Annotated in this window: 26 protein-coding genes, 1 tRNA gene and 1 other RNA gene; 10 read left to right on the forward strand and 18 right to left on the reverse strand. The window is 70.6% G+C overall.

The window, feature by feature from the left end; translation table 11 throughout:
* Positions 1–226 precede the first annotated feature (226 nt).
* Entirely contained in the window at positions 227–1,984 is a 1,758-nt protein-coding gene (gene leuA / locus O7605_RS08265) for a 2-isopropylmalate synthase (RefSeq protein ID WP_269738615.1), read from the forward strand.
* A gap of 40 nt (positions 1,985–2,024) precedes the next feature.
* On the opposite strand, the gene O7605_RS08270 is transcribed toward leuA, so the two are convergent.
* Entirely contained in the window at positions 2,025–3,500 is a 1,476-nt protein-coding gene (locus O7605_RS08270; RefSeq protein WP_269738616.1) for an MFS transporter, read from the reverse strand.
* A 108-nt stretch (positions 3,501–3,608) separates the two neighbouring features.
* Here O7605_RS08270 and O7605_RS08275 point away from each other — a divergent pair, with 108 nt between their 5' ends.
* Together O7605_RS08275 and O7605_RS08280 are read left to right on the forward strand one after the other, a co-directional pair.
* The gene (locus tag O7605_RS08275; RefSeq protein WP_164450038.1) at positions 3,609–4,268 is read left to right on the forward strand and encodes an HNH endonuclease family protein; all 660 of its coding nucleotides are present in this window, start codon (positions 3,609–3,611) and stop codon (positions 4,266–4,268) included.
* Positions 4,250–4,696, forward strand: coding sequence for a hypothetical protein (locus O7605_RS08280; protein WP_269738617.1), 447 nt, complete (start codon positions 4,250–4,252; stop codon positions 4,694–4,696). Before O7605_RS08275 ends, O7605_RS08280 begins: the two co-directional genes overlap by 19 nt.
* Before the next feature lie 97 nt (positions 4,697–4,793).
* Here O7605_RS08280 and O7605_RS08285 read toward each other — a convergent pair whose 3' ends face one another.
* The 9 genes from O7605_RS08285 to ffs form a co-directional block, all read right to left on the reverse strand.
* The gene (locus tag O7605_RS08285; protein ID WP_269738618.1) at positions 4,794–5,897 is read right to left on the reverse strand and encodes an ABC transporter ATP-binding protein; all 1,104 of its coding nucleotides are present in this window, start codon (positions 5,895–5,897) and stop codon (positions 4,794–4,796) included.
* Positions 5,894–7,009, reverse strand: a complete 1,116-nt coding sequence (locus O7605_RS08290) for an ABC transporter ATP-binding protein (protein WP_269738619.1) — start codon at positions 7,007–7,009, stop codon at positions 5,894–5,896. The genes O7605_RS08285 and O7605_RS08290 overlap by 4 nt, the downstream gene beginning before the upstream one ends.
* Before the next feature lie 63 nt (positions 7,010–7,072).
* On the reverse strand, positions 7,073–8,035 hold the full coding sequence (locus tag O7605_RS08295) for an ABC transporter permease (protein WP_269738620.1): 963 nt from the start codon (positions 8,033–8,035) through the stop codon (positions 7,073–7,075).
* The gene (locus O7605_RS08300; RefSeq protein WP_269738760.1) at positions 8,032–9,036 is read right to left on the reverse strand and encodes an ABC transporter permease; all 1,005 of its coding nucleotides are present in this window, start codon (positions 9,034–9,036) and stop codon (positions 8,032–8,034) included. Before O7605_RS08300 ends, O7605_RS08295 begins: the two co-directional genes overlap by 4 nt.
* 77 nt (positions 9,037–9,113) lie before the next feature.
* Entirely contained in the window at positions 9,114–10,775 is a 1,662-nt protein-coding gene (locus O7605_RS08305; RefSeq protein ID WP_269738621.1) for an ABC transporter substrate-binding protein, read from the reverse strand.
* Positions 10,776–11,042: 267 nt separating this feature from the next.
* Positions 11,043–11,636, reverse strand: coding sequence for a recombination mediator RecR (gene recR, locus O7605_RS08310; RefSeq protein ID WP_269738622.1), 594 nt, complete (start codon positions 11,634–11,636; stop codon positions 11,043–11,045).
* An 8-nt stretch (positions 11,637–11,644) separates the two neighbouring features.
* Positions 11,645–11,953 carry a YbaB/EbfC family nucleoid-associated protein gene (locus O7605_RS08315; RefSeq protein ID WP_269738761.1) on the reverse strand — a complete coding sequence of 103 codons (309 nt, stop codon included), beginning with the start codon at positions 11,951–11,953 and terminating at the stop codon, positions 11,645–11,647.
* Positions 11,954–12,097: 144 nt separating this feature from the next.
* Positions 12,098–15,154, reverse strand: coding sequence for a DNA polymerase III subunit gamma and tau (locus O7605_RS08320; RefSeq protein WP_269738623.1), 3,057 nt, complete (start codon positions 15,152–15,154; stop codon positions 12,098–12,100).
* A 234-nt stretch (positions 15,155–15,388) separates the two neighbouring features.
* Positions 15,389–15,478: signal recognition particle sRNA small type (gene ffs / locus O7605_RS08325), an RNA gene on the reverse strand.
* 81 nt (positions 15,479–15,559) lie between these two features.
* On the opposite strand from ffs, the gene O7605_RS08330 reads away from it, so the two are divergent.
* Positions 15,560–15,644, forward strand: a tRNA-Ser gene (locus O7605_RS08330).
* 184 nt (positions 15,645–15,828) lie between these two features.
* Here the strand turns inward: O7605_RS08330 and msrA are convergent.
* The 4 genes from msrA to O7605_RS08350 form a co-directional block, all read right to left on the reverse strand.
* On the reverse strand, positions 15,829–16,341 hold the full coding sequence (msrA, locus tag O7605_RS08335; protein ID WP_269738624.1) for a peptide-methionine (S)-S-oxide reductase MsrA: 513 nt from the start codon (positions 16,339–16,341) through the stop codon (positions 15,829–15,831).
* A gap of 25 nt (positions 16,342–16,366) precedes the next feature.
* Complete coding sequence (locus O7605_RS08340; protein WP_269738625.1) at positions 16,367–16,834, reverse strand: TlpA family protein disulfide reductase; 468 nt, start codon at positions 16,832–16,834, stop codon at positions 16,367–16,369.
* On the reverse strand, positions 16,831–17,538 hold the full coding sequence (locus O7605_RS08345; protein ID WP_269738626.1) for a DUF1223 domain-containing protein: 708 nt from the start codon (positions 17,536–17,538) through the stop codon (positions 16,831–16,833). Before O7605_RS08345 ends, O7605_RS08340 begins: the two co-directional genes overlap by 4 nt.
* Positions 17,539–17,716: 178 nt before the next feature.
* Positions 17,717–18,076 carry a hypothetical protein gene (locus O7605_RS08350; RefSeq protein WP_269738627.1) on the reverse strand — a complete coding sequence of 120 codons (360 nt, stop codon included), beginning with the start codon at positions 18,074–18,076 and terminating at the stop codon, positions 17,717–17,719.
* Between the two features lie 120 nt (positions 18,077–18,196).
* Here O7605_RS08350 and O7605_RS08355 point away from each other — a divergent pair, with 120 nt between their 5' ends.
* Both O7605_RS08355 and O7605_RS08360 read left to right on the forward strand, forming a co-directional pair.
* Positions 18,197–18,562: a PadR family transcriptional regulator gene (locus tag O7605_RS08355; RefSeq protein ID WP_269738628.1), complete on the forward strand. Its 366-nt coding sequence runs from the start codon at positions 18,197–18,199 to the stop codon at positions 18,560–18,562.
* The gene (locus O7605_RS08360; RefSeq protein WP_269738629.1) at positions 18,559–19,641 is read left to right on the forward strand and encodes a hypothetical protein; all 1,083 of its coding nucleotides are present in this window, start codon (positions 18,559–18,561) and stop codon (positions 19,639–19,641) included. Before O7605_RS08355 ends, O7605_RS08360 begins: the two co-directional genes overlap by 4 nt.
* A gap of 101 nt (positions 19,642–19,742) precedes the next feature.
* Here the strand turns inward: O7605_RS08360 and O7605_RS08365 are convergent, their stop codons facing one another.
* On the reverse strand, positions 19,743–19,985 hold the full coding sequence (locus tag O7605_RS08365; RefSeq protein ID WP_269738630.1) for a flavin reductase: 243 nt from the start codon (positions 19,983–19,985) through the stop codon (positions 19,743–19,745).
* Positions 19,982–20,281 (reverse strand): hypothetical protein, encoded by a 300-nt coding sequence (locus O7605_RS08370; RefSeq protein ID WP_332317111.1) that lies wholly within the window; start codon positions 20,279–20,281, stop codon positions 19,982–19,984. Before O7605_RS08370 ends, O7605_RS08365 begins: the two co-directional genes overlap by 4 nt.
* A gap of 582 nt (positions 20,282–20,863) precedes the next feature.
* On the opposite strand from O7605_RS08370, the gene O7605_RS08375 reads away from it, so the two are divergent.
* Genes O7605_RS08375 through O7605_RS08390 form a run of 4 tightly spaced genes read left to right on the forward strand, consistent with a single transcriptional unit; the run spans position 20,864 to position 22,999 of the window.
* On the forward strand, positions 20,864–21,631 hold the full coding sequence (locus tag O7605_RS08375; RefSeq protein WP_269738631.1) for a helix-turn-helix domain-containing protein: 768 nt from the start codon (positions 20,864–20,866) through the stop codon (positions 21,629–21,631).
* Positions 21,622–21,828: a DUF397 domain-containing protein gene (locus tag O7605_RS08380; protein WP_269738632.1), complete on the forward strand. Its 207-nt coding sequence runs from the start codon at positions 21,622–21,624 to the stop codon at positions 21,826–21,828. Before O7605_RS08375 ends, O7605_RS08380 begins: the two co-directional genes overlap by 10 nt.
* A gap of 43 nt (positions 21,829–21,871) precedes the next feature.
* On the forward strand, positions 21,872–22,429 hold the full coding sequence (locus tag O7605_RS08385; RefSeq protein ID WP_269738633.1) for a hypothetical protein: 558 nt from the start codon (positions 21,872–21,874) through the stop codon (positions 22,427–22,429).
* A gap of 39 nt (positions 22,430–22,468) precedes the next feature.
* Positions 22,469–22,999, forward strand: a complete 531-nt coding sequence (locus tag O7605_RS08390) for a hypothetical protein (RefSeq protein ID WP_269738634.1) — start codon at positions 22,469–22,471, stop codon at positions 22,997–22,999.
* A gap of 64 nt (positions 23,000–23,063) precedes the next feature.
* Here the strand turns inward: O7605_RS08390 and O7605_RS08395 are convergent, their stop codons facing one another.
* Entirely contained in the window at positions 23,064–24,698 is a 1,635-nt protein-coding gene (locus O7605_RS08395) for a hypothetical protein (RefSeq protein ID WP_269738635.1), read from the reverse strand.
* A gap of 64 nt (positions 24,699–24,762) precedes the next feature.
* Positions 24,763–26,421: an FG-GAP-like repeat-containing protein gene (locus tag O7605_RS08400; RefSeq protein WP_269738636.1), complete on the reverse strand. Its 1,659-nt coding sequence runs from the start codon at positions 26,419–26,421 to the stop codon at positions 24,763–24,765.
* Positions 26,422–26,431 lie beyond the last annotated feature (10 nt).

Below are 26,431 nucleotides of genomic sequence, written 5' to 3' on the forward strand. Positions count from 1 at the left end.
CGTGCCTGGTCCCACATCCCGGACGACCCTTCCCAGACCTGACGTCCAGCACGTAGTGTCACTCTGTCATGTGGCAGGTGCACCTTCTCCTTGGTCGCCGCGACGAGGCCTGACGGCCGGCACCTCGTCGCGGAGTCGAACCGCGCCGCCAGCAGTTCCCGGATCCTCCTCGGCCTCGCCGCCGACCTCCATCGCTGACGTCACATGACCACGGGAGAATTCCGCCATGGCTCACTCAGCCGGCACCACCGACATCGACTCCGATCCGTTCGCCCGGCAGCGTCCGAGCCGGATGCCGTACGCCCGCTACCAGCCGTACCGGCAGCAGTTCCGGATCGACCTGCCGGACCGGGCCTGGCCGACCCGGCACATCGAGACCGCGCCGCGCTGGTGTGCGGTCGACCTGCGCGACGGCAACCAGGCGCTCATCGACCCGATGTCGCCGGACCGCAAGCGCCGCATGTTCCAGCTCCTGGTGCAGATGGGCTACAAGGAGATCGAGGTCGGCTTCCCGTCGGCCAGCCAGACCGACTACGACTTCGTCCGGCAGCTGATCGAGCAGGATCTGATCCCCGAGGATGTCACCATCCAGGTGCTGACCCAGTGCCGGGAACACCTGATCGACCGCACCTTCGAGTCACTGCGTGGGGCACGCCGGGCGATCGTGCACTTCTACAACTCGACCTCCACCCTGCAACGCCGGGTGGTGTTCGGGCTGGATCGGGACGGCATCACCGACATCGCCACCAGCGGTGCCCGGCTCTGCCAGAAGTACGCGGAGATCCACACCCCGGACACCGAGATCTTCTACGAGTACTCGCCGGAGTCCTACACCGGCACCGAGCTGGAGTACGCGCTGGAGGTCTGCGCCAAGGTCATCGAGGTGATCGACCCAACCCCGGACCGCAAGCTGATCATCAACCTGCCGGCCACCGTCGAGATGGCCACGCCGAACGTGTACGCCGACTCGATCGAGTGGATGCACCGACGCCTGCCCCGCCGCGACAGCCTGGTGCTCAGCCTGCACCCGCACAACGACCGGGGCACCGGCGTGGCCGCCGCCGAGCTGGGCCTGCTCGCCGGGGCGGACCGGATCGAGGGCTGCCTGTTCGGCAACGGTGAGCGCACCGGCAACGTCGACCTGGTGACCCTGGGGCTGAACCTGTTCTCCCAGGGCATCGACCCGATGATCGACTTTTCGGACATCGACGAGATCAAGCGGGCCGTCGAGTACTGCAACCAGCTGCCCGTGCACGAGCGCCACCCGTACGCCGGCGACCTGGTCTACACCGCCTTCTCCGGCTCCCACCAGGACGCCATCAACAAGGGGTTCACCGCGCTGGAGGCCGATGCGGCGGCGGCCGGGGTGCCGGTCGACGAGTTCACCTGGGCGGTGCCGTACCTGCCGATCGACCCGAAGGACCTGGGCCGCAGCTACGAAGCGGTGATCCGGGTCAACTCGCAGTCCGGCAAGGGCGGCGTCGCGTACATCATGAAGACCGAGCACCAGCTCGACCTGCCCCGCCGGCTCCAGATCGAGTTCTCCGGCGTGGTGCAGCAGGTGACCGATCACGACGGCGGCGAGGTCGACCCGGCCACCATGTGGCAGATCTTCGCCGGGCAGTACCTGCTCGACCACCAGCGCGACCCCGCGGTGGCGCTGTCCGACTACACGATCGGTACCGCCGACGGGAAGGTCGAGATCACCGCCAAGCTCCACACCGGTGGGCAGGAGCGCTCGATCACCGCGATCGGCAACGGCCCGATCGACGCGTACGTCAACGCGCTGGGCACGGCCGGGGTGAGCGTACGCGTGCTCGACTACCACGAGCACGCGCTCTCCTCCGGTGGGGACGCCCAGGCCGCCGCGTACGTCGAGTGCGAGGTGCAGGGGCACACGGTGTGGGGTGTCGGCATGGACGCCAACATCGTCACCGCCTCCATCAAGGCGGTCACCAGCGCCGTCAACCGCGCCCGCGGCTGATCCGCCGGCAGGGCCCCGCACCAGCGTGCGGGGCCCTGCGTCATCTCCGTGGCGTGGAGACCGGCATCGAGTGACAGGGCTGGGCCGGTGGCGGGCGACGGGCCGGCCGGTGGACCAGCAGGGCGGCGATGAGCGCCCCGGCCAGCAGCAGACCGGCACACCAGAGCAGCGCGCCACGGTACGCGGCGGTGAGTTCGGCGGGCTGTTCGTACCCGGTGCCGGTGAGCCCGACCAGCAGCGGCAGGGCCGCCACCGCGAGCAGCCCACCGACCCGCGAGGCGGCGTTGTTGAAGCCGCTGGCCACGCCCGCGAAGCGGTCGTCGACCGCGGCCAGCACCGAGGCGGTGAGTGGCGCCACGACCAGGGTCAGCCCGACTCCGAAGATCGCCACCCCCGGCAGCACCTGCCCCCAGTACGACGCCCCCGGCTCGATCTCGCGCAGCATCAGCAGCCCGACGGCGGCCAGTACCGGCCCGACGGTCAGCGGCAACCGGGGACCGATCCGCGTCGACAACGCACCGGTCAGCGGCGAGCCAACCAGCAGCAACAGAGTCATCGGCAGCAGCGCGAGGCCGGTGAGCAGAGCCGACCAACCGACCACGTTCTGCAGGTAGACGGCGATGAAGAAGGTGAACCCGCCGAGAGCGGCGTAGACCAGCACGGTGAAGAAGTTCAGCACCGAGAACAACCGACTGCGGAACAGCCCGGTGGGCAGCATCGCCGTCTCCCCCCGCCGCCGCTCCAGGACCACGAACACCACCGCGGCCACCACCCCGGCCAGGGCCGCCGCCACCACCGCCGGTGAACCCAGGCCCCGGTCGGGGGCATCGACCAGGGCGTACGTGACACCGGCCAGGGCGAGAGCGCCGAGCAGGGCGCCGGCCACGTCGAACTGGCGGGTTCCGCGCTTGCGGGACGCGTTCTCGTCCCGGCTCTCGGGCACCCAGCGCAGCGTCGCCAGCACCACGAGCACTGCCAGCGGCACGTTCAGGAAGAAGATCCACCGCCAGGAGAGGGCGTCGATGAGCCAACCACCGATGAACGGCCCGAGCGCGGTGGAGACGCCGGAAAGTCCCGACCAGGCTCCGATCACCTTCGCCCGGTCGTCGGGATGGAAGCTGGCCTGAAGCAGCGCCAGCGATCCCGGGGTCAGCAGGGCACCCCCCGCACCCTGGAGGAACCGCGCGGCGATCAGCCAGTCGGTGCGCAGCGCCAGCCCGCACAGTACGGAGGCGGCGGTGAACCAGACCACGCCGAGCAGGAACACCCGACGACGCCCGAAGCGGTCCCCCAGCGCGCCGCCGAGCAGGACGAACGCGGCGAGGGTCAACAGGTAGCCGTTGATGGTCCACTGGAGACCGGACACCGACGCGCCGAGATCGGCACCGAGGTGGGGCAGCGCCACGTTGACCACGGTGCTGTCCAGAAAGACCATGCCGGAGGCCAGCACGGCGGCGGCCAGGGTGCCCCGGCCGGCACTGCTGCGCAGGCGGAGGGCGGACGTGTGTTCGGGCATGCCCACCAATCTGCCGTGCACCATCCGCCAGACACCACGAAACGCCGAAACCCTGGCCGGGTACTGTGCGGGATCGCCGGAAGCCCGCAAGCTGGAAAGGTGTCGTCTGTGCGTACCAGATCAGGATCGCGCGCCCCGGTGGCGCTCGCGCTCGTCGCGGCGCTGACCCTCGGCGCGGCCGGCTGCGTCCCGCTTGAGCAGGAGCCGGTCACTCCGCCGACCGGCGGCGGCAACATCAACCAGATGCTCGCGGAGCTGACCGTCGCCGAGGCGGGCTCGATGCGCGGGTACAGCCGCAACCGTTTCCCGCACTGGCGCAAGACCGGCCAGAACTGCGACGTGCGCGACACCGTGCTGGAACGTGACGGCAAGGCCATCGAGCACTCGGGCTGCAACGTGGTCGGTGGTAGGTGGGAGAGCGTCTACGACGGCCGCACCTTCACCGACCCCTCCGACGTGGACATCGACCACATGGTGCCGCTCGCCAACGCCTGGCGCTCCGGTGCCGACGAATGGGACGACTCGAAGCGCGGAGACTTCGCCAACGACCTCGACCGCCCGCAGCTCTTCGCGGTTTCCGCCTCGTCGAACCGGGCAAAGGGTGACCAGGACCCGTCCCAGTGGAAGCCGTCAAACCGGTCATACTGGTGCCAATATGCCGGGGACTGGGTGGCGGTGAAGCACCACTGGCGGCTGACGGTGACGAGCGCCGAGCAGGCTGAGCTGGCCGACATGTTGGAGGGCTGCACATGGGAGAGCAAGCCGTAACCGGCGCCGACGGTGCGCCGGCGCCCGAGCGTACGCCGGACCCGGGCGGCGAGGACGCGGCGGCGGCGACCGGCAGTCCCGGCCCGGCCACGGCCGGCATGACCGCGGACGGTGCCCCCGCGGGTGCGGTGGAGGTGCCGGGCGCCGGGATGACCGCCGACGCCGGCGGTGCCACCGGCCCGCGGAGCCGCACCGCCGACATCGTGCCGGGACCGGGCGGCGTGATGACCGACGAGGTCGGTGTGGTGACCGGCGAGTTGACCCTGCGCACCGACTTCGCCGACGGGCGGGTCAGCCTGCACGTGCAGTACAAGGACGCCGACGAGTGGTACGCGGTCACCGGCGGCAGCGCACCGCTTCCCGACGCCGCCGGCCTGGACGCGGTGCACGACATCGCCGTCGGCCTGCTGCACCGGCCCGAAGGCTGATCGCGGCACGATGACGGCTCGGCGGACCGGCGACACGCAGTGTCAGGCGGGCCCCTTCGGACGCTCTCGGTCAGCAGGGGCCCGCCGGCACGAACAACTACACGAAGGAGCCGGGTTCGGTGGGGGCGGAGACGACCGAGGGCTCCTCGCCCTCGCCCGCCGGCCGCGTGATCTGCACGCTGACCTTGTGCGGACGCAGTTCCCCGCTGGCGATCTGCTCGGCCCAGTGGCAGGCCACCCGACTGTCGCCGATCTCCCGCAGTTGGGGCCGCTCGTCGGCGCAGCGGGTCGGCTGCGCCCACGGGCACCGGGTGTGGAAGCGGCAGCCTGACGGCGGGTTGGCCGGTGACGGCAGATCGCCGGCGATGAGGATCCGCTCCCGGCGATCCTCGACGTCCGGGTCGGGCACCGGCACCGCCGACATCAGCGCCCGGGTGTACGGGTGCAGCGGTTCGGTGTAGAGCCGTTCGCTCGGCGCCTCCTCGACCAAAGCGCCCAGATACATCACCCCGACGGTGTCGGAGATGTGCCGGACCACCGCCAGGTCGTGCGCGATCACCAGGTAGGTCAGGCCGAGGTTGTCCTGGAGTTCGTCGAGGAGGTTGACCACCTGGGCCTGGATCGACACGTCGAGGGCGGAGACCGGCTCGTCGGCGACGATGAGTTCCGGCCCCAGCACCAGCGCCCGGGCGATGCCGATGCGTTGCCGCTGGCCACCGGAGAACTCGTGCGGATAGCGGGAGAGCGCCCAGCGGGGCAGCCCGACCTGGTCCAGCGTCTCAGCGATGATCTTGCGACGACCGTCCCGGTCACCACCGATGCCGTGCGCCTGTAGCCCCTCGGTGAGGATGGACTCGACGTTCTGCCGGGGATCGAGGCTGGACATCGGGTCCTGGAAGATCATCTGCATCCGGCGACGCATCGCGCGCAGCTTGTTCGGCGCCAGCGTGGTCAGCTCGACCCTGTCGAAGCTCACCTCGCCGGCGGTCGGCGGGGTGAGCTGGAGCAGCGCCCGCCCGAGCGTTGACTTCCCGCAGCCCGACTCGCCGACCAGACCGTACGTGCTGCCCCGCGCGATGCGCAGGTCGACGCCGTCGACCGCCTTGACATGGCCGACCGTACGGTCGAACAGCACCCCCCGCTTGATCGGGAAGTGCACCTTCAGGTCCCGTACCTCGACCAGGGTGTCCGGTCCGGTCACGGTGTCTCCTCCTCGCTGGGGGCGGCGGCCAGGCCCGGCACGGCCGGTGGTTCGTCCGGCACCGCCTGCGCGGGCACCGAACCCGGGGTCGCCTGCCCCGGTACCGCCGCCCGAACCTCGCCGCCGGGCGTCAGACCCGGCAGCGGGGCCGGGTTGACACACCGGTAGCTGCGACCGTCGTGGGTCAGCACCAGTTCCGGTGGCTCGCCGACGCAGGCATCCACCCGGCGGCCGCAGCGCGGGGCGAAGGCGCAGCCGTCCGGCCAGGGCAGCAGATCCCGCACCGAGCCCGGAATCGGGTTCAGCCGCTCACCGCGTCCCGCGTCCAGGCGCGGCACCGAGCCGAGCAGCCCCACGGTGTACGGGTGCCGAGGCTGACGGAACAGCGGACGCCGCCGCGCGGTCTCCACCACCCGCCCGCCGTAGAGCACGTTGATCGTGTCGCACATCCCGGCCACCACACCCAGGTCGTGCGTGATCATCACCAGCGCGGTGCCGGAGTCCCGGACCAGGTCCTTCAGCAGTTCCAGGATCTGCGCCTGGATGGTGACGTCCAGGGCGGTCGTCGGCTCGTCGGCGATGAGCAGCCGGGGCTGGCAGGCCACCGCCATCGCGATCAGGGCGCGCTGGCGCATCCCGCCGGAGAGCTGGTGGGGATACTCCTTCAGCCGCCGCTTCGGGTCGGGGATGCCGACCCGGTCCAGCAGCTGCGCCGCCTCCTTCGCCGCCGCCTCCCCCCTCATCCCACGGTGCCGGGTCAGCACCTCGGTCACCTGGATGCCGATCGGCACCACCGGGTTCAGCGAGGACAGCGGATCCTGGAAGATCATTGCGACGTCCCGGCCCCGGATGTCCCGCCGCGACCGTTCGTCGAGCTGGAGCAGGTCGGTGCCGTCGAAGACGGCCTTACCGGTCACCCGGAGGCCGGGCTGCCTGGGCAGCAGACCCATGATCGCCAGTGAGGTGACCGACTTGCCGCAACCGGATTCACCGACCAGGCCGACCACCTCGCCCGCGTCCACGGAGAAGGACACCCCGTCCACGGCCCGTACGGTCCGCTGGCCGCGCCGGGCGAAGCTGACGGAAAGATCTTCGACATCAAGCAGTGCCATGCCGCACCGCCCTTTCGTTCACAGCCACGGAGGTCACGTGCGCGTTTCTCATGCTCGGCACGCCTACTTCCGCAGCTTCGGGTCGAGGGCCTCACGCATCGACTCACCGAGCAGGGTGAACCCCAGCGCGGTGATGATGATGGCGACCGCCGGGTAGATGGCCAGCTCGGGCCGGACGCCCAGTTGATCCTGCGCGTCGGCGAGCATGACGCCCCACTCCGGGGTTGCCGAATCGGGGTTGCCGAGCCCGAGGAAGGACAGTGCCGCCGCTTCGATGATCGCGGTGGCCAGGGTCAGCGTCGCCTGGACGATGACCGGGGCGAGCGAGTTGGGCAGCACATGGGCCAGGGCGATCTTCGACTTGCGTACCCCGAGCGAGGTGGCGGCCAGCACGTAGTCGCTGTTGGACTGGGCGATCATCGAGCCGCGCAGCAGCCGGGCGAAGACCGGCACGGACACCATGCCGACCGCGATCATGACCGTGGTCAGGCTCGGTCCGAGCAGTGCGGCGATGCTGACCGCCAGCAGCAGGCTCGGCAGCGCCAGCAGCATGTCGATGAACCGCATCAGGGTGCTGTCGACCCAACGGCCCCAGCGCCCGCCGAGGCCGGCGGCGGCACCCGCGACACCGCCGATCAGCACGCCGACGGCGAGACCGATCAGGGTCGCCACCACGCCGACCAGCAGGGTCTGCCGGGCCCCGACGATCATGCGGCTGAAGACGTCCCGACCCTGGTGGTCGTAACCGAACCAGTGCTCGCTGGAGGCTCCAGGGATGACCCCCGGTTTGATGACGCCCTCCCGGATGCCCATCGTGTCCGTCGGCCCGTACGGCACCAGGAACGGACCGATCAGCGCGACCAGGACGAAGACGGTGAGGATGACCGCGCCGATGATGGCGGCCGGGTTGCGCCGCAGCCGGCGGAAGGCGTCCTGCCAGAGGCTCACCCCCCGCTCCTCGTCGCGGGCGGCCAGTTCGGCGAGTCGGTCGATCTTCTCTCGCTTCTTGCCACCGATTGTCGTCATCGGACCCTCACCCTCGGGTCGATCAGGCTGTAGGAGAGGTCCACTATCAGGTTCACCAGCACGTACACCACCGCGATGATCATGATGAAGCCCATCAGGACCGGGTAGTCGCGCTGGTCGATGGAGTCGGCGAGGAAGGCGCCGATCCCGCTGAAGGCGAAGACCGTCTCGGTCAGCACCGCGCCGGAGAGCAGGCCACCGGTGAGCAGACCGATCGAGGTCACCACCGGCAGCATGGCGTTGCGCAGCACGTGCCGGCGGCGGACCACGTTCTCGGTGAGGCCCTTGGCCTCGGCGGTACGCACGAAGTCCTCGTTGAGCACCTCGAGCACGCTGGCCCGGGTGATCCGGACGATGATCGCCAGCGGGATGCTGGCCAGGGCGAGCGCCGGCAGCACGAGATGCATGAGCGCGTCGGCAGCCGCGTCCCATTCCCGGGTCATCAGCCCGTCGAGGACGAAGAAGTTGGTGATCCGGGTGGCGCCGATCGTCGGGTCCTGCCGGCCGCTGGACGGGAACCAACCGAGGTTCTCCGAGAAGATCGCCTTGAGGATGTACGCCAGGAAGAAGACCGGGATGCAGATGCCGATCAGCGAGCCGCCGACGGAGGCGTGGTCGAGGAACCGGCCACGACGACGGGCGGCCAGGTAGCCCAGCGGGATGCCGATGCCGACCGCGATCACCATCGCGGTGATGGTCAGCTCGACGGTGCCGGGGAATCGTTGCAGGAACTCCGTCGTCACCTCGCGCTTCGTCGAGATGGACGTGCCCAGGTCGAGGCGGATCATCCGACGGACGAACCGGCCGTACTGGATCAGGATCGGCTCGTCGAGACCGAGATTGCGGCGGATCGCGGCACGCATCTCGGGCGTGCCCCGCTCGCCGAGAATGGCGGTCTCGGGACCTCCGGGCAGTCGCCGGAGCCAGATGAACAACAGGATGGAAAGCCCGAACAGCGTGGGTATCAACTGAAGCAGGCGTCTGACGATGAACCGGAACACGGCGGCCTCGGAAGGGGGCAAGGGATCACGGGCGGGCGCTGTGAGTCACAGCGCCCGCCCGTGGTCGGTGCGTCAGATCAGGACTTGAACTCCGCGGTGGCGAACCGCTCGTCGGTGAGCGGGCTCGCCTTGACCCCGGTCACGTCCTTGCCGAACACGATTGCCGGCGGCGAGTGCGAGATCGGCACACCGGGCAGGAAGTTCATGATGTCGGCGTTCAACTCCTTGTAGAGCGCCACCTTGGCCGCCTGGTCTGCGGTGGTGTCGGCCTGCCGGAACTTGTCGAACAGGGCCTTGTTGTTGAAGCCCCACTCGTCCTTCTGCCGGTCGAAGAACGTGCCGATGAAGTTGTAACCGTCACCGTAGTCGCCGGTCCAGCCGAGGAAGTGCAGGTCGTGCTCGCTGCCCGAGGTGGTGGCGTTGAGGTAGTCCGGGCTCCACTTCAGCGGGATCGGCTCGATCTTGATGCCGGCCGCCTGGAGGTCCGCCGAGACCAGCTCGAACAGGTCCTTCGGGTTCGGCATGTAGGGCCGGGTGACCTCGGTCGGGTAGTGGAACCGCAGGGTCAGGTCCGACGCGCCGGCCTCGGCCAGCAGCGACTTCGCCTTCTCGACGTCGTACTCGTACTTGGTGACGTCGCCGTTCCAGCCCTCGACCGTGTCGGGGAAGAAGTTCACCGCGACCTGAGCACCCGGGGGCAGCTTCGAGTCGACCAGCGCCTGCCGGTTGATGGCGTGGGCGAGCGCTTGCCGGACCTTCAGGTCCGCCAGCTTCGGGTTCCCCTTCTGGTTGATGGCCAGGTAGAGGATGTTGAAGGCCGGGCGGGTCAGGAGGTTGAAGCCCTCGTCCTTGAGCGGCTGGACATCGGCCGGGCCGACCAGGTCGTAGCCCTGGATGTCGCCGGCGCGCAGCGCCTGCTTGCGGGCGTTCTCATCCGAGATGGTCTTGAAGATCAGGCTCTTGAGCTTGGCCTTGTCGCCCCAGTAGTCCTCGTTCCGCTCCAGGGTCAGCGTCTTGTTCGCGATGTCCCAGGTCTTGAACTTGAACGGACCGGTACCGGTCGGATGCGCGGTCGCGTAGGCCGGGTACTTGATGTCGTCCGCGCTGCCCGAGACGTTGCTGGCGTCGTACTCCTGGAGCGCCTTCGGGCTGTGCATGGAGAAGGACGGCAGCATCAGGGCGGCCGGGATCTTGCTGGAGACCCGGCTGAAGGTCAGCGCGACCGTGGTGGGGTCGGTGGCGGAGCAGGACTTGAAGAGGCTCTCACCGAGAGTGTCGTCCTCGTTGGCGGCGAAGCCACCCATGACGTCCTGCCAGTACGCGGTCACGTCCGGGCTCTGCATCAGGCCCTTGGCGTTGTACCAGCGGTCGAAGTTGACGCACACGGCCTCGGCGTTGAAGTCGGTGCCGTCGTGGAACTTCACGCCGGAACGCAACTTGAACGTCCAGGTCGTACCGGCGGCGTCCGGCTCCCACGACTCGGCGAGGCCGGGGCTGACCTTGGTGCCACCCTCCTCCGGGCGGACCAGCGTCTCGAACACCTGGCGGGCCACGCGCAGCGACTCACCGTCACTGGCGAAGCTGGGGTCGAGCACCTTCGGGTCTCCGGCGACGCCGAAAACCAGGGTGTCCTTGCTACTACCGCTGGAACCTTCGCGGTCGCTCTCGGCACAGCCTGCTACCGCGAGGGCCGCGGCCGCCACGGCCGCGATAGCGACCTTCGGCCTGGATGCACGCATGGTGCTTCACCTCGTCCTTGGGGGTACGGACAACGTGGTGACAGGGTCACCGATGGCCGTGACCTTAGCTCCCGTTCGGACCGGCGGGAAATGGCTGCCGAAGCGGTTGGTACCGGATCGTGTCTTAATCGCTGAGACGGCCACGAAAGGCCAGCACAGACGACCAGCAAAGAGACTTTTTGTCCGGTTTGAGTGATGCGGATTTGTTACATCGACTGTCGACCGGCCGGCCCACATGTTAGAAACCACAGTGGATGCGAAACGTCCTCAGACGGCGCGACGGCCCTCGAACGCCCGACCCAGGGTGATCTCGTCGGCGTACTCCAGGTCGCCGCCGACCGGTAGCCCGCTGGCCAGCCGGGTCACCGCGATCCCCATCGGCTTCACCATCAGCGCGAGGTAGGTGGCGGTCGCCTCGCCCTCGGTGTTCGGGTCGGTGGCCAGGATCAACTCCCGCACCTCACCGCCGCCGAGACGGGTCATCAGCTCGCGGATGCGCAGATTGTCCGGCCCGATGCCCTCCAGCGGATTGATCGCACCGCCGAGCACGTGGTACCGGCCGCGGAACTCACCCGTCCGCTCGATCGCCACCACGTCCTTCGGCTCCTCGACCACGCAGATCACCTCGCCGGTGCGGCGCGGGTCGCGGCAGATCCGGCACGTGTCGGACTCGGCCACGTTGTAGCAGCCGGTGCAGAACCGCACCAGCTCCTTGACCTTGCGCAGCGCGCCGGCCAGCCGGTTGACGTCCGCCGGGTCGGCGGACAGCACGTGGAAGGCGATCCGCTGGGCGCTCTTGGGCCCAACGCCCGGCAGCCGGCCCAGCTCGTCGATCAGATCCTGGATCGCGCCCTCGTACATCTGTGGGCTCAGAACCCGGGCAGGCCGAGGCCGCCCATCCCGCCCGCGACCGGGCCCATCTTCTGCTCGGTCAGCTCGCGGGCCGCCTCGCTGGCGTTGTGCAGCGCGGCGACGACGAGATCCTCAAGGGTCTCCACGTCGTCCGGGTCGACGGCCTTCGGGTCGATCTTGATGCTCTTGACCTCGCCGGAGCCGGCGACGACCGCGGTCACCAGGCCACCGCCGGCGGTACCGGTCACCTCGGCCTCGGCCAGCTCAGCCTGCGCCTTGGCGATCTGCTGCTGCATCTTCTGCGCCTGCTTCAGCATCTGCTGCATGTTCGGCTGTCCACCAGGCCGCACGATGACTCCCTCGACTCGCCTTTTCTGCCGCCGCCCACCCTAACGCCACCCACCGACCCACCCCGCGCGCCGCACCCCTGTCCCCTGGTGCCGGTTGGATCATGGGCGCCGGCCGCGCACTCAGTCGTTGATTTTCTCGACGCCGCCGAAGGTCTCCCGGAGCAGGCGTACGGCCTGTTCCTCGCTCGACTCGCGGGCGGTCTTCTCGTCGACGATCTCGTCGAGTGGCTCGTCGCCCGGGTCGAAGCCCTCGTAGGCGGGGGTGGCGGGCGGTTGAGCAGCGCTGGGACGACCCGCGCCACCACGCAACGGGCCGTCGAAATCCGGGTCGTACGGCGGCTCGCCGGCGAACTCCGCGTCCGCGGTCTGCCGGCCCCCCTTGGCGGTACGCGTCCCCCGCCCGGCCGCTGCCGCCCGAGCCGCCGCGATCGCGCTGCTCACCGGGGCGCCACCGGAGCTGCCACCGCCGTGGGGCGCTCCCGCCTGGCGCGGCGCGGCACCGGGCCCATGGCCACCCGGCCCACCGTTCGCCCGAGCCCCACCCGAACCGGCGGTTGTCGCCGCTCCAGCCGACCCGACGGTCGCCCGCGCGGCACCCGGCACCCCGCTCGCGCCGGTCCGGCCCGAGCCGACGGATGTCCGCGCCCCGTCCGGCCCAGTGCCGCCCGGGACTACGGCCGTCCGCCCTCCACCCGACCCGCTTGCAGCCGGCCCGACGTCGGCGGCTGCCCGGCCGGACGCGACCTGCGTCCCCGTGCCCTCCGAACCGGCAACCGCTGAGCCGTCACCCGCGTCACGGCTCGACGGGGCACCCGGGTCCGCCGAGGCAGCCGCCCGAGGGTCGCCCGACGGGTCCGCCGCCGCGTCTACCGACCCACCGCCGGGACGGGCCGCCTCCGGCCAGTCGTCGTCGGCGGCTGACGGGGCGCTGCCACCTGGGCGGGCCGGCTCGGGCCAGTCGTCGCCGTCCTCAGCCGTGGTGGCAGCCGGATCATCCGACCGCTGCGCGCCGCCGGAGCGGCCTTGGTCGGCCCGGCCCGCCGGCACCTGCGGACTGGCGTCGACCGGCGCCGGGGCCGGGCCGGGGGCGGATGGGCCGCGGTGCGGACCGGGCGACACCCCGCCCCGCTCGCCCGCCACCTCGCAGCGGATCTGCCAGCGCCCGCCCAACTCCTCGTAGAGCGCGTCGGTGAGCACCTGCGCGTGGTCGGACATCATCCGGGCCAGCACCGCCGACTTCACGGTCAGCACGAGAGTGTTCCCGTCGAGGTCACGGACGACCGCGTCGCGCATCAACGCGGCGATCCGCTTGTTGCTCCGGTTGACCTTGCCGACCACCTCCGGCCAGACCCGGCGCACCGCGACCGCGTCCAGGACGCCTGGGCTCACCGCGCCGGGACGGGGCGGCTCCGGGGTCGCCGGATCGGGCATGACGGCCGACGCCGGCACGGGTCGCCGGGGCGTGGCCGCGCCGTTCGGCACACCGTCCTGAGTGCCACCCGGCCCCGCCGGACGGCCGTCACCGGGTCCGCCGGCCGGACCGGCGCCGGTCCCGTTGGTGCCAGCCCGGTGACCCGCGTCGGCCCGACCATCCGCTGCGGTACCGCCCGCCCCCGGGCCGGCGGCCGAGGTCGCTGCGGCACGAACGGCGTTCTCGGCACCGCCGTCAGAACCAGCCGGGATCGCGCCGCCATGACCGGCGTGCCGAGTCGTGCCGTCCGGACCGGCCGACGACACCCCGTCACGACCGGCAGCCCGGGTCGCGCCGTCCGGACCGGCCGACGACCCGTCGCCACCAGCGGAGTACGGATGGCCGCTGCCGCGCTCGGCCGACGAGGACGCGCTGTCGCCGCCGATCGCTGAGGTGGCGCTGTCGCGGCCGGCTGGCGGGGTGGCGGTAGCCGGCGCGGCAGCGCCGGTCCCGGCCCGGTTCGCGGCGGCAGCCGCGGGCGCGGCGGGAGGCTGGGCGCGTACCGCCGGGGGGTTGGTGGCGGGCGGCGGCACGTCGGTGCCGGCGAGGGTGAGCCGGCGCTCCATCCGCTCGAGGCGTTGGAGCAGGCCGCCGGTGGAGTCGTCGACGCCGGGCAGCAGCATCCGGGCGCAGATCAGTTCGAGCAGCAGTCGGGGGGCGGTGGTGCCGCGCATCTCCACCAGGCCGTCGTGCACGATGTCGGCGCAGCGGGACAGGGTGCCCGGCCCGAGCTGCTGGGCCTGGGCGGCCATCCGCTCGATCTGGTCGTCCGGCCCGTCGATGAGACCCTTGGCCACCGCGTCGGGCACCTGCTGGAGCACGATCAGGTCGCGGAGCCGTTCCAGCAGGTCGGCGGCGAACCGGCGCGGGTCGTGCCCGGCCTCGGCGACCCGGTCGACGGTGGCGTACGCGGCGGCACCGTCCCCGGCGGCGAGGGCGTCGCACATCTCGTCGATCAGCGCCGCGTCGGTCACCCCGAGCAGCGCGGCGGCCCGGGCGTAGCTCACCCCGTCGGGACCGGCACCGGCGATGAGCTGGTCGAGTACGGAGAGGCTGTCCCGGGCGCTGCCGCCACCGGCGCGCACCACGAGCGGGAACACCGCCGGTTCGACCTGCACCCCCTCGGCCTCGCAGAGCTGCTCAAGATAGGGCCGGAGCACCTTCGGCGGGATCAGCCGGAACGGGTAGTGGTGGGTCCGCGACTTGATGGTGCCGAGGACCTTCTCCGGCTCGGTGGTGGCGAAGATGAACTTGACGTACTCCGGCGGCTCCTCGACCAGCTTGAGCAGGGCGTTGAAGCCGGCCGACGAGACCATGTGCGCCTCGTCGATGACATAGATCTTGAAGCGGCTGTTGGCCGGCGCGAAGAATGCCTTCTCCCGCAGCTCACGGGCGTCGTCCACACCACCGTGGCTGGCCGCGTCGATCTCGATGACGTCGATCGAGCCGGCCCCGTCACCGGCCAGCGAGCGACACGAGTCGCAGGTGCCGCAGGGCTCCGGGGTGGGCCCGTGCTCGCAGTTGAGCGAGCGGGCCAGGATGCGGGCGCTGGAGGTCTTACCGCAGCCGCGCGGGCCGGAGAAGAGGTACGCGTGGTTGAGCCGGCCGCTGCGCAGCGCCTGCGACAACGGCTCGGTGACGTGCTCCTGCCCGATGACCTCGGCGAAGGTACGCGGCCGGTACTTGCGGTAGAGCGCCAGTGCCACGGCGTCCCGCCTCCTCTCGACCGAGCCATTCTGCGCCGCCCTCGCCCGCCTGACCACCCACCCCGCCGGGCCGCCCCGGCCGGTCCGGCAGGCCGCACCGCTGGATGATCCACTCTCGCTGCGATGGGTCGCACGGGTGGGTGATCCACTCCGGTTGCGGCATCTCGCGGCCTCCGGCGGCCGGGAAGCCCCCAGATGCCGCAATCGGGGAACGCCGGGGAGTGCCAGAGACAGAAAGGCCTCCCGTGCACCCGGCAGAGCTCGCTTATCCTTGCTGCCTTCCGGCCCTGGGGAGGTTCACGAGATACCGCCGCACGGGAGGTAGGCCCAGCCTACCCGACCGACCGTGGATCTTCAGGGGGTGGTGGGGTGGGAAGCGCGGCGCGGACCTGTATCCTGGCTCGCGGAGGATTCGCCTAGAGGCCTAGGGCGCACGCTTGGAAAGCGTGTTGGGTTAACACCCTCACGAGTTCGAATCTCGTATCCTCCGCTCACCTGAGCAGGAAAACGACAGGGCCGGCCCCCGCAGGGACCGGCCCTGAGTCGTGTCCACGGTCGCTCTCGTCTCAGTTGCCCTGATCCGGCCGATCTGGCGGCGGTCCGCCGCCGGTTTCCCGGGCCGGCATCTTCGCCGGGCAGGGCGATGATGTGTGTCGTGATTCCCCCCTCTGGCGTCAGGTGCGGTTCTCCGCTCGCCGAGGCAGCTTCCAGTCCGGGCGTGGGAAGTGACAGGTGTAGCCGCCGGGGTGCTTCTCCAGGTAGTCCTGGTGCTCCGGCTCGGCCTCCCAGAAGGGGCCGGCCGGGCTCACCTCGGTGACCACCTTTCCGGGCCACAGGCCGGAGGCGTCGACGTCGGCGATGGTGTCCTCGGCTTCCCTCCGCTGCTCGTCGTCGCAGTAGAAGATGGCCGACCGGTAGCTCACTCCGACGTCGTTGCCCTGCCGGTTCTTCGTCGTCGGATCGTGGATCTGGAAGAAGAACTCGAGCAGGTCCCGGTAGGACACCTGGGCCGGGTCGTAGGTGATCTCGATCGCCTCCGCGTGCGTGCCGTGGTTGAGGTACGTCGCGTTCGGCACGTCTCCGCCGGTGTAGCCGACGCGGGTGTCGAGCACGCCGGGCCGCTTGCGGATGAGATCCTGCATCCCCCAGAAGCAGCCGCCGGCCAGGATCGCCTTCTGCGTCGTCATCGCTTCCCTCCTGCGTTGAAGAGACCTAGGGACCCAAGGTGAGGACGACGTAGTCGCCCTCGCTGCGCCAGTCGCCGGCCAGCGTGTAGCTGCCCGGCACCCCCCGGTCGGTGCCGAGGTAGGTCTCGGGCGTGATGCCGAGGTAGGAGGGCTCGCCAGTGGCGGCGAACTCCGTCGCCTCACCGCTGACCGGCGGCAGCCCGATACCCGGTGTCCGTGCCCCGAGAAGCCGGCGGATCTCCGATTCCACCCGTTCGTAGGCACCCTCGCCAACCCACCTGTCGACGAGTCGCCCGTCCACGTCGAAGAGGTACTTCGCCGGCCACGCGTCGTTACGCAGGGCACGCCAGAACGCGTACGCGTTGTCCATCGCGACGGCCCAGATGTCGATCAGGACCACCCGACCGCGCAGATCGTCGGGGGTCAGCGGCGGCGAGTTCACCCACCGATCGACGGTGATCGGCGGGAGCCGCTCGGTCACGCCGATGGTCATGCGGGCATCTCCACCGCCGTAGCGCCGACGATGGCCCGGTCGCCGTCGTTCTGGACGTAGCCGACCACCATGGCTCGGCGGGGGTCGAGTTCCGCAGGCACGTCGAGTTCCACCCGTCCGTCGGTCAGGTTCAGATTCGCCGCCGCGAAGGCACGGACGACGCCGTCCTGTCGGAGTCGCCGCCCGGCGTTCTCCCCCCGGGGCACGTCGTTCTCCAGGCCGTCCTCCACGACCGCCACATTCACCATGCCCAACGCGGGTGGCCGATCCACCTGGTAGTCCACCGCCACCCGACGTCCACCATCGCTGTTCGCCACTGACAGCGTCACCGACGTGACGGGCGCTGCCGCCAGGGCGGAGGTGATCGCCGACGACGCGGCCTGCTGGTTGGAGCCGACGAACTCGACGCTGCCGTTGACCACCATCTGTGGCGTGTACAACCCCCCGGAACCGAAGGCACGCGCGTAGTCCTCCTGGCGGCGGGTGTGCGCCGGATCGCCGTACGGGTCGGCCCAGCCCAGGTGGTCCCAGTAGTCGACGTGGAAGCCGAGGGTGAACACGCGCTGTCCCCGCTCCCGGGCGGTGCGTTCGATCTCGGACAGCACCTCCTCGGCCGGTGGGCAGCTGTCGCAGCCCTGGGAGGTGAACATCTCCACGACGGCGAATCCGCCGTCCACCGCTGCGGAACGCGATGGGTCCGCCATGGCGTGCGTCCTCTCGGTCCGGTCTTTTGACAGCGCTGCCTTCCCGCCGAGCCCGCGTTCATGTCCGACCCGCTAAGCGCCCGTCCGTCAGTCGAGGACAGCTCAGACGTAACGGTGGATGTCACCTGTCGCAGGTGAACCGCTCCGTCGGAGCAACGACGAGGACGGCAGGCGGACATCAGTCGATCCGCAGCACCAGGGCGACGACCACTGCGGAGGCGATGACGGCCAGCAGGATCCGTGCCATCCGCAGGCCTCGCCACCACGGCAGCACCCACAGCAACAGCCAGAGCGCGGCGAAGGACAGGACGTGCCCGGCCACGATGCCGAGGACGCGTTCCTCGCATCCGTTGACGGCCCGCACCGGGTCGCACACCGACGGGTACGCCTGACCGTCGTCGGCCAGCAACGCCGTGCAGCAGGCCACCAGAGGGGCCCCCGCGAGCGTGAACAGCGGCGTCAGGACGTAACTAGTCAGATCACGGTGGCGGTCCAACCGGCCGTGGCGCTGCGGCTCGGTGCTTTCCGCCTCCGACATGGCGAGAACGATAGAGCGACAGACGGTGATGCGTTGCCCCACAACCCTGAAGAACATCACGAGCACCCGGGCCATCATGAACGGTTGACGTTATATATCGGCTACCGTACTATCACTCCAATGCAGGAACCCACCTTTCTGATCCTCACGGCGCTGGCGGCACAGCCGCTGCACGGTTACGGGGTGATCCGGGCGGTCGACGAGCTGTCGGCGGGCGAGGTCAAGCTACGGCCGGGCACCCTCTACGGTGCGCTGGACCGGCTGGCCGAACAGGGCCTGGTCGCCGTCGACCGGGAGGAGGCCGTCGAGGGCCGACTCCGCCGCTACTACCGGCTCAGCGACGCCGGAGCCGCCGCGTTGCAGGCACAGGTCGAACGACTGCGCCGGCACGCCGCCGCAGCGGAGGTCCAACTGGGCAAGCGCCTGGGCGGCGCACTGAGCTTCGGCCCGGCGAGCGCTCCCACCTTCGGCACGGTGACCGGATGACCGCGGCCTGGCCGACCGCCGATGACCGGCTGGAGCGTGGCTACCGCAGGCTGCTGCTCGCCTACCCGCGTCGGCACCGGCGGCGGCACGGCACCGAGGTGGTGACCACCCTGCTGGAGCTGGCGGAACCGGACCAACGCCGCCCCCGGGCCAGTGAGGCCCTCCACCTGATCATCAGCGGCCTGCGGCTACGGTTCCGGCTGCCCGCCGGCCGGCCGTTCATGGCGATCGCGGCGCTGCTCACCGCACTGGTCGTCGGCGCTTTCGGTGCCGCCGCCGGCTCCTGGCTCGGCGCCCAGACCTTCGCCGACCTGCCCGACGAAGCCGGCATGGCCATACTCACCGCACAGACCGGTGGCGACGACACGCTCCACTCCTACTACTCGTCATCGCCGTGGACCGCCGAAACGGCCCACTCGTTCAGCCAGGTCGACGGCACCTGGGATGCCGAGCAGGTCCGGCAGCGGCTCACCGCCGACGGCTGGTCGGTCTCCGGCTTCACCCCGATCACCGGCATGTCGGGCACCGTCGACGACGCCGGCTCGTTCGTCGAGGTTCCGCTGCGCGGCACGCGCTTCACCGCCGAGTCGGGTGGCGTGATCATCAACGTGATGGGCTGGAATCCTGCGGAAAACCGCTCCGTCGCCATCCGCAGTGACGTCTCGCTCTACGCGATACCGGCGCGTACCGCCGCGTTCCTGCCCCTGGTTGTCACCGGCACCGCCGTCGGACTGCTCGCTGGTTGGTTGTTGGCGGCAACCGTCGCGTACCGGATGACGGCAACGCCGCCCGGACGCCGGCACGCCGCCGCAGCGCTCTGGAGTGGGGCCCTGATGGTGCTGGCCCTACCGGCGGTCGCCCTCTACGGCAACGTCATGCGGGTGTTCCGGGACAGCAGCGTCCACGAAGGCTCTCCGCTGACCGTGCACAGCGCCTTCACGCCCGGTGAGTACTACCCGTTCGGCCCGCAGTGGCTGGTGCTCGGGCTCACCGTCGCCGGGCTCGTGGTCGCCGTCGCCGCGACCCTCGCCGCCCGCCCGGCTGAGCAACCGCCACAGCCCACCGTCGTCCCAGGCTGAGCGCGACAAACGGGGGCAGGGGCCGCTCCGACCGGGAGCGGCCCCTGATCGCGCCGGGCCCGTCCCGGTCCGGCTCCCGCGACGGTACGCGGACAGCCTCCTCACCCCCGCCCACGCGCCCAGGACACGAAGCGGTCGAACAGCCCGACCGCCGACGAGGTGTTACCGAGCTGCGCGCTCGCCTGGGCGTACAGCGTCGCGAGGTGCACCAGCAACGCGACCCGATCGTCCCGGTACTGGCGGAGCAGCCGGAGCTTCGCCGCGCCGCACGGCCACCCGGCACCGCAGTCCCGGCAACGCCAGGTCGGGCGGGACGGTGCGTGTTCCGGACGACGACGACTCATCGGCGCACCGCCCCGGACGGATGGCCCACGTCGGACGGTCGGCTTACCTCGGACGGCTGACCCACCTCGGACGATTGGCCCGGCCCGGCGCGCCGGCGCGGAGAACGGTCCCCGCACCGGATCAGGCCGGCCGGCATCAGGAACAGCTCGCGGCGCTCCACCGCGTCGCCCCGGGCGTCGAGCTGGTAGCACTCGATCCAGGTCCAGCCGTCATAGGTGCTCCGGTCGGTGCGATGCCGGATGACCCGGACCGTGATCGGGCGGACGAACTGCGGTGACGCCGCGCGGGTCAGCACGAGAAGCTCCCCCGGCGTGATCGACCCGACGCACTCACCCGGCGCGGACGGCGGCACCGATGCTGCACGGGCCACCTCGCTCGGTCCGGCTGGTCGAGCTGCCTGCACAGGTCACCTCGCTCTTGGGGGTGGCGGCGGCCCGGGAACTCTTCGCGGCCGGCGTCCGGCTGTTCAAACTGTCCGCACTGGTCACCTCGCTCCGTCCAGCGGTCGACCTGCCTGCACAGGTCACCCGGCGCGCGTCTCGGGGCGGGCTGAGTCGTCTGCGCTCTCAGCTCGACAGCCGGCGCAGGTGCAGGTACCGCCCCCGCGCCGGCACGGTGACGCCGTAAGGCCCGCACCGGCCCACGCCGCGAGGTCCGCACCCCGCTCACCAGGCACCATCGCCGAGCAGTGGTGGATGGGGGCCGCCGTGGTTGCTCGCCCGGCGGCGGCCCCCCGATGTCACGACCGCCGGGTCAAGGGGGATGAACCTCCACCGGCCGCGCCATCGACACCCCCAACTTGCCGCACGTAACGAGACAACTACATGGCGTGTGGGTATGGTCGGCGGATATTCGAGACGTCCGATGGGAGGCGGCCATGAACGACGCGCTGCGGGTGGCGCTGCGGGACACCGGGCACACGATCGAGTCGCTCGCGGAACGCGTCGGCGTCGACCCGAAGACGGTAAGCCGGTGGCTGCTCGAAGATCGGATCCCGCATGCCCGGCACCGGCTCACGGCGGCAGATGCGCTCCAGAAGAATGTCTCGGACATTTGGCCGGACATCTCGCGACGTCGGGCGCTGGTCTGGTTCCGTCCCTGGCAGGAGATCGAGCGCGAGGCGACCACGCTGCGATCCTTCGAGTCCATGGTCGTGCCAGGCCTGCTCCAGACCGAGGCGTACGCCCGCGCGGTGCTCGCCGGCGGCGGGCTCATCCCGCGCAGTGAGGTGGCACGGTTGGTCGACCACCGGATGTCCCGCCAGTTGATCCTGCACCGCGAGGAGCCGCCGCTGCTCACCGCCGTGCTTGACGAGGCGGTGCTGCGCCGGCCGGTCGGCGGCCCGGCCGTGATGCGCGAGCAACTGCTGGCGCTCGCCGAGGCGTCCACCCGGCCGCACATCCGGTTACATGTGGTGCCGTCCACAGTGGGCGAATACGCTGGGGTGAACGGCCCGTTCGTGCTGGCGACCGCGCCCGATCATCGCATCGCCGGCTACCTGGACAACCAGTTGCAGGGGCAGGTGGTCAGCGAGCAGGCCGAGATCGCGGCGATACTTGCCGCGTGGGAGAACGTGCGCGGTGAGACGCTCTCGCACTGGCAGTCGGTCGACCTGATCAGGGAGGTGGCGCAGTCATGGCAGTGAACGACACCCCGGAGCTGTCCGGCGCCCGGTGGCAGAAGAGCAGCCGCAGCAGCGGCAACGGCGGCAACTGCGTCGAGGTCGCCCGGAACCTGCCCGACGTGGTCGGCGTCCGCGACTCGAAGGACCCGACCGGCCCGGCGCTGCTGTTCAGCCCGGCCGCCTGGCGGGCCTTCGTCGCCACCGTCGACAAGACCTGACCACCGTCGTACACATGTTCTATCCACAGGTTGTGGACGCCGGGTGAGTTACCAGCTCAGCGCGGTCGTCTCGGACGCCGAGCTGCTGCGCGAGGAGACCCGCGAGCTGGATCATGCCGTGCTCGGTGAGCTGCGGCAGGACTTCGCGTTGCTGCCGGTCACGCCGCAGCTCGTGCTGGAGCTGACCGGCACGCCGCCGGACTACCGCACCGTCGAGCCCGGCCCGGAGCAACCGTTCGAGCTGGTCCTCTCCCCCGCGCTGACCGAGGTCCTGGCCCGCTGGTCGGTGCGCGGCCCGCTGGCGTACGTCGAGGCGGAGTTCGCCGGTGGGGCCGGGCACCAGGCCGCGGCGGTCTGGCTGGGCGGCGGCCTCGCCTGGGGGCCGCGCTTCGACGCGGCGCTCGACGGACCGCGCCCGGAGTGGCCGATCAACGCGGCGCTGATCGAGCTGGGCGTGGAGCCGGGCCGGTGGATCGACCCCTTCGCTGAGCTGGGGTTACACGTCGAGCGGAGCACCGAGGGGTGGCTCGCGCACGGACGGCGAGGGCTCAGCGCCGACTACTGGGACGAATTGGCCGACGAATGGGAGGCTCGGCAATAACCTCAGCGCCCCCGTCACGTTGGGGACTGGGGGATTCTGATGAAATTGCGACAATTCGGCTTCATCGCCGCACTGCTTCTGGCTGCCTCGGCATCGGGTAGCGGAGCCATGCCACCGGACAGCATCGCCGTCCGCGAGCCCGTCGCGTCGGTGAGCGTCGTCGATCTCGACGGAGTGGCCGATGTGGACTTCGGTGACTCGGAGAGCGAGCTGACCCGGCGCGGCATCCTGCGTACCGACGTCGACGCCTGCGGCCCGACGCTGGCCGGGTACGACGAGATCAGCCCGATCTTCATCGAGGATCGGCTGGTGCTGCTCTGGGCCGGCGACCCGGTCCGCACCCCGGAGGGCATCACGGCCGGCTCACCCGTCGCCGAGGTCCGGGCGAGCTACCCGACCGTACGCGAACTGCGCGCTCCACAGGGGACGTACCGCTTCGACGGCCTGCTCGCCCGCGACGGCGACCGCGCCTACCTGTTCCTGCACGACGGCCAGACGGTGCGGAAGATCATTGTCGGCTACGCCACCTGGGCCCATCGCCTCTTCGTCGAGGGCCACGCCCCCTGCTGACGAGATCTTGGTACGAACCTGCCCTCCGAGGGGCGCGTCCGTACCAAGATCTCGTCGCGGGTGCTCAGTAGTAGAGGCCGCCGGACTGGGGGGTGGCGAGGCGGCGGCCGTACCACTTGGGCCACACGAAGTCGGTACGCATGCTCAGGCCGCTCCAGGTGGTGGACTGCGGGACGAGGCCGCCGGAGCCGCCGTGGAACAGGGCGACCGACCCGGACCCGAAGCCGGCCAAGTCGCCGGAGACCTCTTCGCCGGGCGACGTCACCACCGCGTCCAGCGGGCCGGTGCCGTTGAGATTGAGGATCGCCACCGCGCCGCCGAACCGGTCAGCCCGCTCCGCACCGCCCGGCACGACCGCGTGGTCCTGGTCGAAGCCCTGCGCACCGGTGCCGGTCAGCCCCGAGGCCGAACCCTTCAACAGCGCAACGGTGCCTGCCTCGGCCTTCGTGCCGATCGCCTCACCTGGCGCACCCACCAGCACGTCCGCCCGGCCGTCGCCGGTCACGTCGCCCACCGCGAGCGCCGCGCCGAACAGGTCGCCGGCCTCCGCCGAGCCCGGCACCCCGGCCGTACGCTGCGAGAAGAGCTTCACCGAGCCGCTGGAGAGCCCGGTCGAGTTACCGGGGAACACCGCGACCATGCCCTCGTTGCCGGTCGGGCTCTGCGCGAACGGAGCACCGGCGATCACCTCGCCCGACCCGTCGCCGTTGACATCGCCGACCGCGAGGGCCATGCCCAGATCCCACACGTAGCTGTCACTGCGGCCGGTCGCCGCGCGTAGCGCCGCCCCGGTGACCGACGTGGCCCCGCTGAGCTTCACCCCGCTCGCCGAACCCCACATCAGCGTGAGCATGCCGCTGCCCGTCGGCGAGCTGCTCTGGTTCTCCTGCGGCGCGCCGATGACCAGGTCGGCGTAGCTGTTGCTGTTGACCTTTCCGATCGCCAGGGTCCACCCGAAGTGGTCACCGCGTTCGGCCGAGCCGGGCACCGCCGCCTGGTCCTGGTGCAACTGCTGCGCACCGGTCCCGCTCAGGCCACCGACACCGCCGTACAGCACGGTCACCGCGCCGGCCTCCCTGATGGTGCCGATCGACTCGCCGTATGCCCCGATCGCCAGGTCGTCCCGGCCGTCGCCGTTGAGATCCCCGGCGGCCAGCGCCGAACCGAACCAGTCCTCCTGCTCCGAGTCACCCGGCACACCTGGCGAACTCTGGCTGAAATGCTTCGCCGACCCGATGGCCAGGCCGGTGCTGCTGCCCGGGACCACCCACACTCCGCCGGCGTGCACCTTCGCGGTCGGGTCGTACTCGGCCAGGTCACCCATTGCCAGGTCGTCGTAGCCATCCCCGTTGAAGTCCCCGGCGGCGAGAACATCGCCGAAGCGCAACTCGCCGCCCGCCGAGATCAAGCTCGTGTAGTAGTCGACGTGCGGTGCCGACGAGTAACGCACCACGACCAGGCCGGCCGGCGACTCAGGCCGGGTGTACTCGAACGGGTCGGCGGAGGCCGCGATGTCGTCGACACCGTCACCGTCGAAGTCGGACCGGGTCTGCCCGCTGCCCGTGACCGGGGTGACCGCCTTCGCCACCCGGTGCACCTGAAGGGTGACCCCCTCCCGGGTCACCGACAAGACCTCGGCCGCCGCCGCCCCGGCCGGCACACCCACCGCCAGGCTGGCCGCCACCGCCACTACCGACACTCCGGCAACTCTGCGCCGCATGGAAAACCCCGTTCTTCTGTGGTGTGTGATTGAGCTCGGCGCACTAATAGTGGGGGCCGCCGCTCTGTGGTCCCGCGATCCGAATGCCGTAGCGCAGGGGGCTGACCCGGTCCGTACGCATCGACAGGCCGCTCCACGAGCCGGCCTGCGGGACCAGCCCGGCGGCGGAGCCGTGGAACCTTGAGATCGTGCCGGAGGGGTACGCGGCCTGGTCGCCCGCGACCTCCTCCCCTACCGACGCCACGACCGCGTCCAGCGGGCCGGTGCCGTTGAGATTGAGGATCGCGACCGAGTTGCCGAACAGGTCGTCCGGTTCCGCACCACCGGGAACGACCGAATGGTCCTGGTCGAAGCCCTGCGCCCCGGTGCCGGTCAGCCCGGAGGCGGAGCCCTTCAGCAGGGCGACGGTGCCCGCCCTCTTCTTGGTGCCGATCGCCTCACCGGGCGCACCGACCAGCACATCCGCTCGGCCGTCGCCGGTCACGTCACCGACCGCGAGCGCACCGCCGAACCGGTCGTCCTGCTCCGGCGATCCCGGTACCCCAGCCGTAGCCTGGTTAATGATCTTTGCCGCGTCACGGGACAGGCCGCCGCTGCGGCCGGTGAAGACGGCGATGAGACCTCCGTAGGTGGCCGGCGTCTGTGCGCCGGGCGCGCCGGCGATCACCTCGCCGAGCCCGTCGCCGTTGACATCGCCGATGGCGAGCGTCTCACCGAGGTACCACGCGATCGTTCGCTCGTTTCCCGTCTTCGGATGGACCGCCGCCCCGGTGACCGAGGTGGCGCCGCTGAGCTTCACCCCGCTGGCTGACCCCCACATCAGGGTGACCATGCCGCTGCCAAACCACGTCTGGCCGTCGTTCTCCCGTGGCGCGCCGATGACCAGGTCGGCGTAGGTGTCGTTGTCGACCTTCCCGATCGCCAGAGTCCAACCGAAGTAGTCACCGCGTTCGGCCGAGCCGGGCACCGCCGCCTGGTCCTGGTGCAACTGCTGGGCACCCCTGGTGGTCAGGCCACCGATGCCGCCGTACAGGACGGTGACCGCGCCAGCGTCCTGGACGCTGCCGATCGACTCCCGGTACGCGCCAATCGCCAGGTCGTCACGCCCATCGCCGTTGATGTCGCCGGCCGCGAGCGTCGCCCCGAACCAGTCGTAGTCTTCCGCACCGCCGGGCACTCCGGGAGAACTCTGGTTGAAGTGCTGCGCCGAATCGACGATCAAGCCGGTACGGCTGCCAGGGATGACCCAGACGCCACCAGCACGGGTCTTGTTGCCGGGGTCTACCTCGTCCATGTCGCCGATCGCCAGGTCATCGAACCCGTCGCCGTTGAAGTCACCGGCCACCAGCGCGATGCCGAAGCAACTGCCGCATCCGCCGTCGAGCGGAAGTACCCCTGCGAAGTAGTCGACCTGCGGCGCGGACGAGTAGCGCACCACGACCAACCCGGTCGGGTGCAGCGGCAGGCCGGATTGACCTGGGTTGCTGGTGGCGGCCACGTCGTCGACGCCGTCACCGTCGAAGTCCGACCGGGTGGGACCGGTCCCCTGGATCGGCGCGTTCGCCTTCGCCACCCGGTGATACTGCAGTACGACGTCCTCCCGGGTGATGGTGCGAGTCTCGTCCACCGCGTGCGCTGGGGCGCTCACCGCCAGGCTGGCCGCCACCGCCAGCACCGACACTCCGGCGATTCTCCGCCGCATGGAAAGACCC

The sequence above is a fragment of the Verrucosispora sp. WMMA2121 genome (genome assembly GCF_027460185.1).
Taxonomy (GTDB): Bacteria; Actinomycetota; Actinomycetes; order Mycobacteriales; family Micromonosporaceae; genus Micromonospora; species Micromonospora palythoicola.